The 12,979-nt window shown below is 38.6% G+C and carries 11 protein-coding genes and 1 other annotated feature (1 of these 12 only partly in view); all 11 genes read right to left on the reverse strand.

The features are described 5' to 3' along the window. Positions 1 to 21: 21 nt before the first annotated feature. A complete protein-coding gene (locus ACEPSS_RS03180; RefSeq protein WP_395320114.1) occupies positions 22 to 534 on the reverse strand; it encodes a hypothetical protein in 513 nt (170 codons plus the stop codon). A gap of 114 nt (positions 535 to 648) precedes the next feature. Further along, a complete protein-coding gene (locus ACEPSS_RS03185) occupies positions 649 to 1,581 on the reverse strand; it encodes an aldo/keto reductase (protein ID WP_395320116.1) in 933 nt (310 codons plus the stop codon). A 10-nt stretch (positions 1,582 to 1,591) separates the two neighbouring features. Beyond that, positions 1,592 to 1,972 carry a DUF488 domain-containing protein gene (locus tag ACEPSS_RS03190; RefSeq protein WP_395320118.1) on the reverse strand — a complete coding sequence of 127 codons (381 nt, stop codon included), beginning with the start codon at positions 1,970 to 1,972 and terminating at the stop codon, positions 1,592 to 1,594. Positions 1,973 to 2,041: 69 nt separating this feature from the next. Continuing rightward, a complete protein-coding gene (locus tag ACEPSS_RS03195; protein ID WP_395320120.1) occupies positions 2,042 to 3,616 on the reverse strand; it encodes a hypothetical protein in 1,575 nt (524 codons plus the stop codon). Next, complete coding sequence (locus ACEPSS_RS03200) at positions 3,606 to 4,373, reverse strand: ABC transporter ATP-binding protein (protein ID WP_395320121.1); 768 nt, start codon at positions 4,371 to 4,373, stop codon at positions 3,606 to 3,608. Before ACEPSS_RS03200 ends, ACEPSS_RS03195 begins: the two co-directional genes overlap by 11 nt. A gap of 143 nt (positions 4,374 to 4,516) precedes the next feature. Beyond that, positions 4,517 to 6,631 carry a cation:proton antiporter gene (locus ACEPSS_RS03205; RefSeq protein WP_395320123.1) on the reverse strand — a complete coding sequence of 705 codons (2,115 nt, stop codon included), beginning with the start codon at positions 6,629 to 6,631 and terminating at the stop codon, positions 4,517 to 4,519. Positions 6,632 to 6,885: 254 nt separating this feature from the next. Then, the gene (locus ACEPSS_RS03210) at positions 6,886 to 7,083 is read right to left on the reverse strand and encodes a hypothetical protein (RefSeq protein ID WP_395320125.1); all 198 of its coding nucleotides are present in this window, start codon (positions 7,081 to 7,083) and stop codon (positions 6,886 to 6,888) included. A 92-nt stretch (positions 7,084 to 7,175) separates the two neighbouring features. Next, on the reverse strand, positions 7,176 to 8,651 hold the full coding sequence (locus ACEPSS_RS03215) for an APC family permease (protein ID WP_395320127.1): 1,476 nt from the start codon (positions 8,649 to 8,651) through the stop codon (positions 7,176 to 7,178). Between the two features lie 18 nt (positions 8,652 to 8,669). Next, entirely contained in the window at positions 8,670 to 9,998 is a 1,329-nt protein-coding gene (locus ACEPSS_RS03220; RefSeq protein WP_395320129.1) for an aspartate aminotransferase family protein, read from the reverse strand. 340 nt (positions 9,999 to 10,338) lie between these two features. Next, on the reverse strand, positions 10,339 to 11,502 hold the full coding sequence (locus ACEPSS_RS03225) for an MFS transporter (RefSeq protein ID WP_395320131.1): 1,164 nt from the start codon (positions 11,500 to 11,502) through the stop codon (positions 10,339 to 10,341). Between the two features lie 24 nt (positions 11,503 to 11,526). Further along, a complete protein-coding gene (locus ACEPSS_RS03230) occupies positions 11,527 to 12,690 on the reverse strand; it encodes an MFS transporter (RefSeq protein ID WP_395320133.1) in 1,164 nt (387 codons plus the stop codon). Between the two features lie 170 nt (positions 12,691 to 12,860). Beyond that, positions 12,861 to 12,979: a binding site (T-box leader), on the forward strand; it runs 126 nt beyond the window's last position.

Genomic DNA, 12,979 nt, shown 5'->3' on the forward strand with positions numbered 1-12,979 from the left:
GAAAGCCTTTTTAGTTAGAACTTAAAATGGAAGTTTATCGGTAATCTTTTCTGCTAGTTTAGCTAAAAGTGAGCAAGTAAGCAAGATACCGCCTAAAACGCCAAACATAAATACTAAGATAGCCAATAAATTGCTGTGAAGCAAACTAATGATGGCAAAAATAATTAAGATTAATACTAATAATCCAAAAATTAAATTAGCTCTAGCCACGTGTTTGAGGCTACCAGCCATTTTGCCAACGTTACCGAACTGGGGCATATTACCAAATGCTGATAAATCACTTAAATTAAGCAATGCCATGATTTTTTTGACATCGCGATAAATAAAAGTAAACATGCCCCAGAGGGAGGCTAAGCAACCAATTAAAATCCCAAAAATCATCATCATAAAGTTACCGAATCCACCTTGATAAACGACCACGGCAGCGGTTAAAAAGATAATAGCAACCATTGGGATAAAAAAGAAATACTTATACTTTGCTAATTTACTCAAAAAGTTTCGCCATTTTTGAATGTATCCTTGAATTTCAAACATAGATTAAATTCTCCAATTCTTATTATTAGTGAACTTTATTATACCAGTTGTTTCCAAGGTAAATCAAAAATGAGAGCAACAAAAAAAGCCCCGCTTTGATGCGGAGCTTTTGGTCTATAATTTTTCGTCAATTAATTTGTATTCTGACTCAGTGAGATGAATCTCTAAAGCTTTAACGTTACTTTTGACTTGTTCAGGCTTTTTAGCACCTGGAATCACCACGGAAATATTTGGGTTCTTGATGTACCAAGCAAGGACAATTTGTGCAACGGTAGCATTGTATTTTTCCGCAATGGGACGAATTTCATCAATTCCATCCATGATCTTTGCAAAAGTAGCACCTTGGAAATCAGGATCATCGTGACGAATATCATCAGCGGGGAAAGTAGTAGCTTTGGTATACTTACCAGTCAACAATCCAGAGGCCAATGGGAAGAAAGGAACAAAGGAAATATTGTGTTCTTTAAGATATGCAAAACGTTCTTGTTCGGCATCCCGATCAAGTAGATTGTATTTTTCTTCGTCCACATCCACTAAATTATCAAGGTTAGCTTGTTTAAGTTGTTCCATTGATAAGTTGGAAACACCAATTGCCCGAATTTTACCGGCTTTTTTCAATTCGTTAAGCGCAGCTACGGATTCGTTTAAAGGTGTTTTACCATCGGGAAAATGAATGTAAAAGATATCTAAATAATCAGTTTGAAGACGCTTCAAACTAGCTTCAACACATTCGCGAAGATATTCAGGTGAGTCATCGATGACGACACTGCCATCTGCTTCCACTTTTTGACAACCCTTAGTGGCAATTTGAATCTTAGAACGATCGTAACCTTTAATGGCTTCCCCAATTAGTTTTTCGGATTCACCCATTCCATACGCAAAGGCAGTATCCAAAAGAGTAATTCCAGAATCTAAAGCGGTTTTAACGATTTCAATCCCAGTTTCATTGTTAAGGTTAGGGAAAAGGTTATGACCACCCACGGCATTGGTACCTAATCCTAATGGTCCAGTAATTACATCTGATTTTCCAATTCTAACTTCTTGCATAAATATTCTCCTAATCTAATTCAGCTTTAATCGCTGGTTGTTGTAGTAAGTAATTATAAATTATGATGGCTTGATTGTGTTTTTGATCTTTAGCCCCATACAAAAGAATGACATTCTCTGTTTTGAGTTTATCGGCTACTAATGAAACTAATGCTTTAGTAGCTGGATTCTGATTTAATTCAGCCAGATATTTAGTCTGGAATTCCGGAAAGCGCGCTGGAACGTGGTTAAACCATTCGCGTAGCTCGGTTGAAGGGGCCACTTCTTTGTCCCACGTATCTAAGGCCGCTCTGATTTTTGAAATTCCGCGTGGCCAAAGGCGATCAACTAAAATCCGATAACCATTCAAATCAGCTGGTTTGGTATAAATTCTTTCCAGTTTAAGTTTCATAGGAACACCTCATCTCAACTTTAGTATACAACAATTTAATATCACTTACTAAAGATTAGTTCATTTGAGCTAATCGCTAACTACTTGCCAAAAGGTCTTTTGATAATGGCGATAAACGATAAAAGTGCTAACCATAATCATGATTAAGACCAATAAATTAATAAAAAGCGGAAAATAATTAGTTAAAAGGGCGATGAGACCGATTAATAAACCACCAAAAAACATGGAGCCAAAGGTCATCATAAAGACGCCCCAATTTCCCAGTCCACGACTAAGGAGTTGCGTTGGGTTCGTCCAATTTAACGATAAAAGTCGCCAATCACGGGTAAAATAATAGAGACAGCCTGCGAGTTGGCTCAAAATAATTCCAGCAATTAATGGCAAAAGAAGTTCAATTTTCAAGTGAATAAAGGAGCCGATTGCGATGGTTAAAATAATCATTAAAATAATTTGAATGATTGTTGCCAACCAAAATTTGATTTTTAAATAGTAGCTAAATTTGATGGGAAAACTACGCATCATTTCAAAATTTGCTCCGTCTAGTGAAATGATGTTTCCAACGAGGGCATAAGAATTAAAAGTCATGAAAGAGAACATTACGCCTAGTAAAAAGAACACACCAGCATATTCCCAACCTAGGTGACTCATCAGATCTTTGCTCCCGTAACTGAACCCAAACAAAAAAACAAAGGGCATCATAATGGTATTGGCGAGCGATTGGGTCATAAAGGAAGGATCACGAATGAGTTGTAAATTATAGCGAAGTAACGTCTGGAGCAGCGATTTTTGGACAACTGGACGGGAGGCTGCTTTGGATTTGGAAACAGGGAGCTTTTTAACTTGTAAAAGCTTACTGTCACTTAATTTGCGTAAAATTAGCGCTCCACCACCAGTGACTCCAATTAGGATTACTAAGGTTAACAGTGAGTTTAGACTAAAGGGATGAGTAATGAGGTTGAAAATGGGAGCCAAGGGTGTCAGGATATTTTCATCGTTTGGATGCGGTTTATTTTGGGAAACACTTAAAACCACGCAACCAACGACAATGGCGATGGTTGAGACCCCTAACAAGATGCTGTTTCCCAATTGCTTATGTGCTTGGAAAAATCGGTTTTGAGTGATTAAAAAGGTCAATAAAGAAGTTAGTACTAAAATGGCACCGAAGTACAGCATAAAAGTCGTTATGGCGACCACGATGGCAATTACTACGTTGTAATTACTTTGGCAGGCCGTCATGATTAAAATGGCTAATAAAGGAATCGCAAAGGGAATCATGGTAAGCGCCGTAGTAGCCAATTTGGCGGTCCACAACGTACTCATTTTTACTGGAAGAGATAGATAATTTTGAAAATCTTGGTTATCCAAAAAAACGTTATTAATGGTGGAAATTAGTTGAGCCATCAACAACAGGGTAAAGAGCCCAAGAAAATGAGTGAAAATTCCTGGTGATTTAGGTAAATCGACCGAAATTAAGGAAACCCCAAAGAGACCTAATAATAAGAATCCGGTTAAAAAGGCCCAGATTAAGGTTGATTGTGCAATTTGAGTCAGATTTTTGCCTTTTTTGCGTTGTTTTTGGGTATTGCTTGGATTGGAATAAAGTAGATTAACTTTAATGAGCTCGGTTAATTTTTTATTCAGCATCGGAATCACCTTCAAGCTGGTTAATTTCTTGTTGATTATTTTTGCTACCAGTCATATTAAGATAAATGGTTTCAAGTGATTGGTTAGGATGTGCGGCTAAGAGTGATGCAACCGAGCCATTGAAGATTAATTCACCGTGTTTTAAAATGGCGATCTCATCACATAATTGTTGGGCAGTATCGAGCACATGGGTTGAAAAGATGACGGTTTTACCTTGTTCAGCATGGGCTTTCATGACTTGTTTCAAGTCAAAAGCTGCTTGAGGATCTAAACCTTGAATCGGTTCATCTAAAATCCAAACGTCGGGATTAACCAATAACGTTCCGATAATAATGGTTTTTTCCCGCATTCCATGTGACATATCTTGGATTGGTGTCACCAGGTTATCCGTTAACGCGAATAAGTTCACTAGTTCATCCAGACGCTTTTGAACATCCGTCATTTTAATATCATAAATTGAAGCAATTAAATTCCAGTATTCTTGCGCCGTTAATTGCAAAAAGATGTCTGGTGAATCCGGAACGTAACCAATTTTTTGTTTAATTTCAGTCCGATGTTTTGCTAAATCTAAGCCATCAAAGGAAATTTTTCCAGAAGTTGGTTCAATAATACTGGTAAGGCTTTTCAACGTGGTTGATTTACCAGCTCCATTATGGCCGAGAAAGCCAAAGATTTTTCCGTGGGGAATTTCCAAGTTGAGATCTAATAAGGCAATTTTATCTCCGTATTCTTTATGTAGATGTTCAATTTTGATCATAATAGTTCTCCTAATTAAGATTGGGGGGACAAATGAATTATTTTGATTTTATCAAATCTCGTTGGGAAACGATAGGGCTAAATGCAATAATTATGAGTTTATAAAAAATATCGAAATCATAGCGATTTCGATATTTTTAGTTATTATTCATTTTCGTGTTTATAATCGTTAAGTAAAATGGTTTCTTCGTAGTTAACGTTTTGACGTAATTTAAGTCCCATTCCAGGGCCAATGTGATTATTTTCAATCAACACTTCAATCGCTTTTCGTTCCGCCTCAAGGGCTTGCATCCGAAGATTAATGACCTGTCGTTCATATTCTTTTTCTTCGGCAGCTGAATCACCAAATGACTGTGCTTCTTGAATTTGCCGTTCGTAGTGAACGATTAAGAAGTGGACCGTTTGGGCAGAGAAATCTTTTTCATCGATGTCTTTACTGTTTAAGAATTTCTTCACCGCATCAATGGCGCCTTGAGCACCGACTTTTTGAATTAAACGTAAGTCAGATTTAGTGGCATCACTTTCGGAACCGTTCCATTGCCAGACTTTAAAAGCCCGGACTAAGCGGCTAAAGAGACTCAAATGAGACATATTTTTGAAAGCTTGCCGATCACCAGATGCTTGTGAGAGTAAGTATTCTTGCTGGTTTAATTGGCGACTTTTAATCCAATAAGCATCTTTATTGATGAGGCCCTTTTCGTAAAGACCATTCACCGCATCCCGAATTCCATTTAAAGCGACCCGCCGTAAAGCCAGCATTTCGTTTAAGGTTTGGGTAGTTTCGGCTCGGTTGTGTAAACGATGTTGAATCTTCCGAATATCGACTTCATAATCCATGATGATATCAAACACAGCTCGTTGCGTATCTTCAGTTTTGTTGTTTTCTAAATTCGCAATTGCTGAATTCATCATGTAAAGACGCGCAACGTCATAAGTAACGTATTCAGGAGCATCATCGTCATCATCAGCGTTTTCTTCATCATCAATTACCGAAGCCCGGGTTTCTAAGGTTCCTTGTCCAGGAGCAATTAAAGGTAACGTAATGGTAGCGGCAAGCAAACTAATTACAATTACGGATGCTGCGATGAAAAGCATTAGCGAACGATCGGGAAAGACTTTGCCACCGTCAATTAAGGCAGGGACTGAAAGTACCCCAGCCATGGTAATCGCACCCCGAACTCCCGATAATCCGGCTAGTAAAGCAACGGAAAATTTTGGTTTTTTCTTTTCTTTTTTGGTTACATAGTAGGCGAAGGATTGATAACCAATAATCCAAACTACTCGAACCACTAAAATCATGAACCAGATGGCAAACGCATAACCTAAAGATTGGAAAGTACCATAAGTTTTACTTTTGATAACGGCATGCATGGCGACGGGAAGTTCAATTCCCAATACTAGGAAAACCACTCCATTTAAACAATAGATAATGATATCCCAAGTCCGATTAGTTAATAAGGTAATTTCTGGAGTTTGTCCGCGCACCTTTTTTTCAGAAAGGTGTTCAAAAATTCCAGCCGTTACTACGGCAATTACACCAGAAGCATGGAGAAAATCTTCGGCGATAACGTAAATTACAAATGGAGTTAAAATTTGAAGCACAACGCTAAAAATTGCATCGTTAAAATTAATACTGTGTAACCAGTTACGCAGCCAAATTAAACCAGCCATCAAAGCCATTCCGACTAATAAACCGACGATGGCCATGTAAACAAAGTCACCAGCGGCTTTAGAAATCGAAAAGTAACCAGTCACCACGGCTGCAATGGCGTATTTAAAGGCAATTAGCCCACTGGCATCGTTAATTAAACTTTCACCACTTACCAAATGTAAAATGTTTTTTGGTAAGTTAACTCGTTTTGAAATTGATTGTACAGCCACAGGATCAGTGGGAGAAAGAATGGCAACTAAGGCAAAACTAACTCCTAACGGCATCGTTGGGACTAACCAACTAACAAAAAAGCCGCCTAAAATCGTGGTTAAAAAGACTAATAAAATGGCATTTTCAAAAATTGGTCCCCGTAATTTCCACAATTCTTGCTTGGGAAACTCACGCCCGTCGTTAAATAGCAACGGGGCTACAAACAGTAGCATGAACCACGTCGTATCTAAATCAATTTTGAAATTGAATAAGATTGCGATTAAAACTCCAAATGCGATTTGCATCAAACTAACCGGAACGGCAGTGATGTAATGACTAGCCACATTGGAAATTAAAACTAAAATAAGCAGAATTAAAACTGCTTCTAATATCTCCATAAATATACCTCCAAAAGTAGTGTTTATCTTAATTATACCAACAAAGCGTGGTGATATAAATTAAAACTGACTTAAGGGGTGTAAATGTTAATAAATTTGAATAGCAAAAAGGAGCCTTCCATTACTTGCGTTAGCAACAATGGGGCTCCTTTTTATAACTAACTTTCGGCTGAGCCTTGATTAGCGAACGGTCGAACCGTCCTTTCCTTAAGTAATATACTAAATAATTTATGCTAGATAGTCAATAAACTTTTTTACGAATCCCGCAACACCGATAGGGCAACGACCAACGCACAAATCAAGAATAAACAAAAACAGTAAATTTTATCAAAGAAATTGTAAGTCATTTTTTGGTTAGGCGATGGATTTTTTACAAAGACGTAAACGACTGCTTCGCCCAAGAGACAACCAAACATAATTAAGACTAAAGTTGCTGCAATCATTTCTTTCATTTCCATTCACCTCATTCGCATTATCATTTAATTTAATTATAGTATGAAACAAAAAAGAGCGGTAATAAAACCGCTCTTTTCAGTGAAATTTTTTAAAGATTTTCGTTAATTTCTTCATCAGTATTAACGTCTGATTCATCAAGCTCAGAATTAGCGTGTTTCATACCGTAAGCAAAGTAGATGATTACGCCGATTACAAACCAAACGATTGAGTAAAGTTTAGCTTGAATATCAAGTCCCATGAAGATAGTAAGTGAACCTAGGAAACCTAGAATTGGAAGCACTGGGAAAAATGGTTGTTTGTAAGCAGCCTTTGGAAGACTCTTACCTTCACGTTTTCTCAATGGGTACATAGCAAGTGAAACGGCCATGAAGGCAATTAGCGTCCCAGCTGAAATCAATTGAGCTAGGAAAGTGAATGGGAAGATAGCTCCCATTACAATTCCAACGGCTGTGATGATCCAAAGTGCATTTTGTGGGATTTTTTTCTTGTTTAGTTTACCCATTGATTTTGGAAGCATTTTATCACGACCAAATGAGTAGATCAAACGTGAACCAGCCATCATCATTCCAATCAAAGCAACTAGCATTCCGGCAACTGCAATTGCTTGAACCACTGAAGCGATGATTACGTGACCTTGTTGACGAAGGGCCCAACCAACTGGTTCAGCGTTACCAAGGTAAGCTGAGTACTTAAACATTCCCACCATAACTAGGGAAACAGCTACGAAGAATACTGTACCGATTAAAAGTGAACCGATGATTCCACGGGGCATGGTTTTTTGGGGATCTTTGGCTTCAGCAGAGTTAGCGGCGATTGAATCAAAACCAATGTAAGAAAGGAAGATGGTTGAGATTCCGGCATAGATTCCTGACCAACCACCAACAAATTGAGTACCATCAGGAAGAGCATGTGGTTTAGGGAAGAATGGAACATAGTTTTGGGCTTTGATAGCAGTTGCTCCAACCACTACGAAAGTAATGATAGCAAGTAATTTCAAAACAACCAAGACGTTTGCAATCTTAGTGGTTTCAGCATCACCACGAAGCAAGATGAAGGTAACCAAGGCTACCACCACGACAGCGATAATATCAATTACTCCGCCATTAGTACCTAGTGGATTAGCCAAAACATTAGGAAGTTTCCAACCTAAAGGCGAAATCAACCCCTGCACGTTAGCAGATAACCCAGCGGCTACAAATGCTACCGCAATTAGATATTCAGCTAAGAGGGCCCAACCAACAATCCAACCCCAGAATTTACCGAATAATACGGAAATCCAAGAGTAAGCTGATCCAGCAAATGGCAATACCGAAGCCATTTCGGCGTAGTTCATCGCTACCAAACCAGCAACAACAGCGGCTAGTAAGAATGAAATAACTACGGCTGGACCAGTAAATTTAGCAGCAACTAACCCAGGAAGGGTAAAGATGGAAGTTGAAAGAATGGTTCCCAGCCCTAAAGCCAAGAAATCTTTAACCGTCATGGTCTTTTTCAGTTGCTTATCTTTTGATGCGTAAAAATGAAAGTCGACTTTCTCATTCATTTTTTTGAAAATGTTTTTCATGTCTATCTCCTTAAAATATTACCAGCCCATTGATTTAGCTGGTGGTAATTTTCCATCATTTAATTCTTGCATTGCTTGTTCAATAATCTTAAAAGCTTTGTTTAAATCAGTTTCTTTAATTACTAGTGGTGGTTGGAACCGTAAGATATTTCCTCGAACTGTAATCATTAAAGCGCCTAATTCAAAGATTCGTGTGATTAACTGAGTAGCGGCGTCATCATCTGCTTTTCCAGTCGTTGAATCAACAATATCAATGCCACCGTTTAACCCGTAAATGCGCACATCTCCAATAAAATTAAATTTATCTTTCATTTTATCAAAAAATGCCTTGGCTTGCTTGCCTAATTTGGCACTTCGCTCAACTAAGTGTTCATTTTCGATGACATCGAGCGTGGCATTCGCAGAAGCAGTTGTGACTGGATTCCCTGCAGTCGTATAAACATTACCAGGAGCATTTAACGCATCCATCACTTCGGCTCGGCCTAAAACTGCACTAAGGGGAAGGCCCGAAGCAATTGATTTACCAACCGCAATTAGGTCAGGATGAACATCGGGGAAATGTTGAATAGACCACATTTTTCCACTCCGTCCTAATCCTTGATTAACTTCATCAACGGCAAATAAAATTCCGTGCTCTTTGGCAAATTGATAAACTTGATTGAGATAACGTTCAGGGGCTTTGATGAAACCACCGTCACCTTGAATGGCTTCGATTTCAATCAAGGCCGTTTCGTCAGCCGGCAAGTAAGTTTCAAAGGGCAACTTAAAGGCTTCAAACATCCGATCAGAAAAGGCATCATCGCTTTCGCCAGGTAATCGATACCAAGGACTAGGGAATGGCACTTTCACCACGCCAGGTAATAATGGGCCAATCTTGCGCGTCATATTCAAACTAACTCCCGAAGTGGAAATTGAACCATAGGTCGAACCATGGTAAGCCCCGGTAAAACTCACAATGTATTGGCGTCCCGTATAAGCTCGGGCAAATTTGATAATCGCGTCATTTGCGTCGGAGCCAGAGTTACCGTAAGCAACTTTTACCGGTCCTTCGATAGGAGCTAACTTTGCTAAACGAGGGGTTAATTTTGCTTCAGCCGCGTTCGCAAAGTAAGCGGGAGTGTATTGAATTAACTGTTCGGCTTGTCGTTTAATTGCTTCGACGACGTGCGGATGGGAATGCCCAGTATTAGTTGCGGAGGCACTTGAGAGTAAATCAATGTATTGATGGTCATCCTCGTCGGTTAAGATGGCCCCACGTCCGGATTTGATAACAATATCAAAATATTTGATACGAGCCGCTTTTGCGTAATGCTCCTGTTCTTGATTTAGAATTTCCTGGTTAGACATTGGGCTTCAACTCCTTTTTAGGTAATAAAAAAAGTCCTCAGTTCAGATCAACTGGGGACAAAATGGTAAAAAGTCCCACAGTACTAACGATGAACTGCGTGGACTTTAGAAAATTTAGATATGCCAAATTAACATTTTATTATCCACACAATTTTTGAAAATTGAGATGACTAAAATGAATAATAAAATAATAATGTTAGTAAACACTGACATATCATAAACCTTCCTTCGTTTAAGTTTTTTAAAGTATAAAACGAATGAAAAACAATGTCAATGCTAATTTTTCGGTTTTTGATAAATAAAAAGACAATCACCATTTTAAATGATTGTCTTTTACTGTTTAATTAGAAAATTTATGGTTAATTAGCCAAAGGTCGCCTAAAAGAAGTGCAGTATAAATTGCTCCACCGAAGCCTAAGAACGGCATTCCAATTGAATTCACGATTACGCCACCAGTGGCAGAACCAACGGCAATTCCAACATTGGTAAAAATTGGATTGAATGAAGAAGCAAGGACCAATGATTGCGGATATTTGACCTCAGCAATGTGCATGTAGAAAAGTTGAGTGGTTGCTCCAGCAATGGCGAGGGTGAAACCTAAAATAATGATTAAAACTAAATCAATCACAGAGACTTTGAAAAAGACGGAAATTCCTAATAAAACAAACGCTTGGACGATGTAAAATTTAAAAATTCGTTTCATCCCATCTCTAGATGCTAAGCGACCAGCCACTTGATTTCCAACTAGACTAGCAATCCCATAGATAATTAAGAAAACCGTGACAAAATCAATGCTGTAGCCAAATGATTTTGTCAACATGGGCGTTACGTAAGTATAGACAACGTAACCACCACCGGTCATTAAAATGGGCACTAAAATCCCTAAGAGAATCAGTTTATCTTTAAAAATCTTAAATTGATCAGTAAAGTGTTCCACTTTCTTTTGGCGTAAATTATGGGGTAAAGCAATCACAAAGGCTATTAAAATTAAAAGACTGAGTGCTGCGATAATCCAGAAAGTAACGTACCAACCAACTTGATTACTAAGCCAGACTCCAGTTGGTACCCCAAAGACAGAGGCAATACTAAACCCAGAAAAGACCCAAGATACAATCCACGCTCGTTTATTCGGCGGGGTAATGTAGGTAGCAAAGGTAATCGCAATTGAAATGGTAATCCCGGATACCAAAGCCGTGATGATTCGAGAAATGGTTAAAACGAAAAAGTTTGGTGAAACGGCAGATAAAATGTTTCCTAAGATGAAAATCGACATGATGAACACCATCACTTTATCTAAGCGCCGTTCCCCGACCATTAATGACAAAATGGGCGTTGCGACGGCATAAACTCCCGCAAAAATGGTGGTTAACAATCCCGCGGTTGAAATTGCAACGTGGAAAGTATCAGCGATATCGCCTAAAATTCCGACGATAATAAATTCACTCATGCCTAGCATAAAGGCAATCGCAATTAGAATCAGAGTTTGTACTTTAAAACTTTTCATAGATGAAACTCCTTTGTAAGTAGATTAAGGTTGGGCTTGATGAGTTAAAACCCACAAGATGACTAAGAGAATTGCGGTATAAATGGCCCCGCCGATTCCTAAAAAAGGTAGCCCAACGGTATTGACAATCAAACCTCCAGTAGCCGAGCCTAACGCAATTCCGACGTTACTAAAAATCGGGTTAAACGTAGAAGCTAAGACGAGTGATTGCGGGTATTTTGCTTCAGCAATTCCCATGTAAAATAACTGGCAGGTAGCACCGGCTAAGTAAATGGTAAAACCGAGCAAAATGATGAGTCCTAAATCAATGATGGGCATTTTGAAAAAGACCGAGACACCCAGCAGCGCAAACATTTGAATGACATAAAATTTAAAAATTCGTTGAAAACCATTTTTTGAAGCGAGCCGTCCTGCCGTTTGATTACTCAACAGTGAAGCAATTCCATAGATGACCAAATAGATGGTTACAAAGTTAATGCTGTAGCCAAATGAGTCGGTTAAAATGGGCGTGACGTACGTATAAATGATATAAACCGAGCCTAAGGCCAGCACGGGAACAAAAATTCCTAAGAGAATCCGTTTATCAGTTAGAATTTTAAACTGGTCGGTAAAATGTTCCACTTTTTGTTGTTTCAGATTATGGGGTAATGATAGTTGAAAAGCGATTAGAATTCCGGCAGAAAGCAACGCAATCAACCAAAAGGTTAATCGCCAGCCCACTTTACTACTGAGCCAGGTTCCAGTTGGTACCCCAAAAACGGAAGCAATACTAAAACCAGAAAAGACCCACGACACAATCCAAGCTTGTTTGGCCTTTGGAGTAATGAAGGTCGCGAAGGTAATTGCAATTGAAATGGTAATTCCCGACACTAGGGCGGTAATAATCCGCGAAATCGTCAGAATTAGGAAAGTCGGAGCAATTGCCGACAGAATGTTACCAAAAATGAAGATGGCCATGGTTAGGCCAATGACCCGATTTAGCCGATGCTCACCCACTAATAAGGATAAAATCGGGGTCGAAATCGCGTAAATCACGGCAAAGATGGTGGTTAATAACCCCACGCTGGCGATGCTAACGTGAAAGGAATTAGAAATATCACTAAAAATTCCGACAATAATGAATTCACTCATCCCTAACATGAAAGCAACCGCAATTAAGATTAAGGTTTGAATTTTAAAACTTTTCATAAATAACTCCTTGAAAACACAAAAAGAGCCTGGCACCAAAGCGGCACAACAGGCTATCACAACTTACTGTTAGTATACAGGAATTAGATCTTAATTTATACAGGAGACCAGCAATTATATTTTTTGATTGACAAGTAATTTGCGAACTAGTATATTAAATAAAAATTAATAATTAGACAACGGAAGAGCAGAGTAGAAATTGACAACTCACAGAGAGTTCCTGGTTGGTGAAAAGGAATGAGCATGAAGATTTTGAAGATGGGCTTGGAGTTATGATTAGTGATTAATT

The sequence above is a fragment of the Fructilactobacillus frigidiflavus genome (genome assembly GCF_044054575.1).
In the GTDB taxonomy this organism is placed as follows: Bacteria; Bacillota; Bacilli; order Lactobacillales; family Lactobacillaceae; genus Fructilactobacillus; species Fructilactobacillus frigidiflavus.

Excerpts from the sequence above, each read along its gene's own strand:
- ACEPSS_RS03220 (WP_395320129.1), bottom strand. The coding sequence starts at position 9,998 with ATGTCTAACCAGGAAATTCTAAATCAAGAACAGGAGCATTACGCAAAA.
- ACEPSS_RS03190 (WP_395320118.1), bottom strand. The coding sequence starts at position 1,972 with ATGAAACTTAAACTGGAAAGAATTTATACCAAACCAGCTGATTTGAAT.
- ACEPSS_RS03185 (WP_395320116.1), bottom strand. The coding sequence starts at position 1,581 with ATGCAAGAAGTTAGAATTGGAAAATCAGATGTAATTACTGGACCATTA.
- ACEPSS_RS03205 (WP_395320123.1), bottom strand. The coding sequence starts at position 6,631 with ATGGAGATATTAGAAGCAGTTTTAATTCTGCTTATTTTAGTTTTAATT.
- ACEPSS_RS03225 (WP_395320131.1), bottom strand. The coding sequence starts at position 11,502 with ATGAAAAGTTTTAAAGTACAAACTCTGATTCTAATTGCGATTGCCTTT.
- ACEPSS_RS03180 (WP_395320114.1), bottom strand. The coding sequence starts at position 534 with ATGTTTGAAATTCAAGGATACATTCAAAAATGGCGAAACTTTTTGAGT.
- ACEPSS_RS03195 (WP_395320120.1), bottom strand. The coding sequence starts at position 3,616 with ATGCTGAATAAAAAATTAACCGAGCTCATTAAAGTTAATCTACTTTAT.
- ACEPSS_RS03210 (WP_395320125.1), bottom strand. The coding sequence starts at position 7,083 with ATGAAAGAAATGATTGCAGCAACTTTAGTCTTAATTATGTTTGGTTGT.
- ACEPSS_RS03200 (WP_395320121.1), bottom strand. The coding sequence starts at position 4,373 with ATGATCAAAATTGAACATCTACATAAAGAATACGGAGATAAAATTGCC.
- ACEPSS_RS03230 (WP_395320133.1), bottom strand. The coding sequence starts at position 12,690 with ATGAAAAGTTTTAAAATTCAAACCTTAATCTTAATTGCGGTTGCTTTC.
- ACEPSS_RS03215 (WP_395320127.1), bottom strand. The coding sequence starts at position 8,651 with ATGAAAAACATTTTCAAAAAAATGAATGAGAAAGTCGACTTTCATTTT.